1 protein-coding gene and 1 pseudogene are annotated in these 1,299 nt (G+C 66.4%); one reads left to right on the top strand and one right to left on the bottom strand.

Annotated elements, in window-relative coordinates; translation table 11 throughout:
• Positions 1 to 546 (top strand): annotated as a pseudogene (locus A5780_RS42975) (hypothetical protein); the annotation flags it as partial.
• Between the two features lie 12 nt (positions 547 to 558).
• Here A5780_RS42975 and A5780_RS42970 read toward each other — a convergent pair.
• The coding region (locus A5780_RS42970) for an acyl-CoA thioesterase domain-containing protein (protein WP_156769363.1) at positions 559 to 1,299 on the bottom strand (741 nt) is incomplete at its 5' end.

Raw genomic sequence — 1,299 nt, 5'->3', positions numbered from 1 at the left:
GCTGCCACCGAACAGCCGGGACGCGCTGGACTCCCACCGCACCTCGCCGAGGACCTCGACCTGTCGAAAGTCGGAATGTTCGGTCACTCGCTAGGCGGGTCGACAACCGTGCAAACGATGCACGACGACCACCGTGTCCGTGCCGGCGTCGATCTGGACGGCCCGATCCTGGGCTCTGTCGCCGCGGACGGTCTCGACCGGCCGCTGCTGATGCTGGCCAGCGACACCTCGCCCTGGTTCGGCAATCCGGGCTGGGAACCGCGCTGGGCAACCAACACTGGGGTGAAGATCCCCCTGCGCATCGCAGGAACCCAGCACATGTCGCTGTGCGACCAGCAGATCATCCTGCCGCAACTGACCACGGCCGGCCTGCTCGAGCCCGCCAAGAAGGCCGAAGCAGTCGGCACAATCGACACGGCCCGTTCGATCGACCTGCAACGGGCATACCTGCTTGCCTACTTCGACGCCACCTTCAGCCAGCCTGGCACCGACATTGCTCAAACGATCGCCAGGCTCGCTCAGCCGGAGATGCTTCCTCACCCGTGAAGCACCCGCCGGTTACTCGCCGCCGAATGCGGCGCTGGTGGTGGCGGCGAAGTCGATTTGGCGTCGTGCGTTCGACAGTGTGCTGACCACGGAGGTGCCGACCGGGCCGGTGCGGTCGTAGAGGGTGGCGCTGCCGATGGACACGCCCGCCGAGGCGATGGTGTTGTCGGCGCGTAGTCCGAGTTCGCAGCCGATCGGCAGACGCGAAAGAGCCACGGTCACATCGGCGTTGATGTAGCCGGCGCCTTCGGTGCCCCAGTGACACACGTGGTTCGTGGAGTCACCCAGGATCGCGGCGCGCTGGAACCCAGTGATCGGTTCCCCGGCGACCAGTGGTGGCAGGTTCTGCCAGGAGATTTTGCGGTCGGCGTTTTGATTCGCCGCGAAATCCTCGGACCAGTCGCGATCGCCGCTCTTGAACAGCGGCGGCGTCCCGCCGGGCACAGCACTCTCCTGCGGCGGAACCGGCAGCGGTTCGTCTCGGCTCCAGAGCTGGCCAGGCGGTTCGGTCCCGGTGGTGAGGAAAACGGCTGTCGCCCTCACACGTTGCTGACCGTCTTGCGACAGTGCCGCGTCGGCAACAGTGATTCGAGATCCTCGACGGACCACCGTGCTGCGCAGATCGAACGCGGCGTTGTCGACCGGTTGATACAGGTCGACTGTGAGTCGAGCGGGGATGAAGCCCTCCGGGCAGTGGGTCTCGAGTTCCCGGGCGAGCATGCCGGCCACGGCTGTTCCGCTCAGTTTGGTCGG

The sequence above is a fragment of the Nocardia sp. 852002-20019_SCH5090214 genome, from assembly GCF_001665865.1.
GTDB lineage: Bacteria > Actinomycetota > Actinomycetes > Mycobacteriales > Mycobacteriaceae > Nocardia > Nocardia nova.
This window is presented reverse-complemented; position numbering and strand designations above follow the sequence as displayed.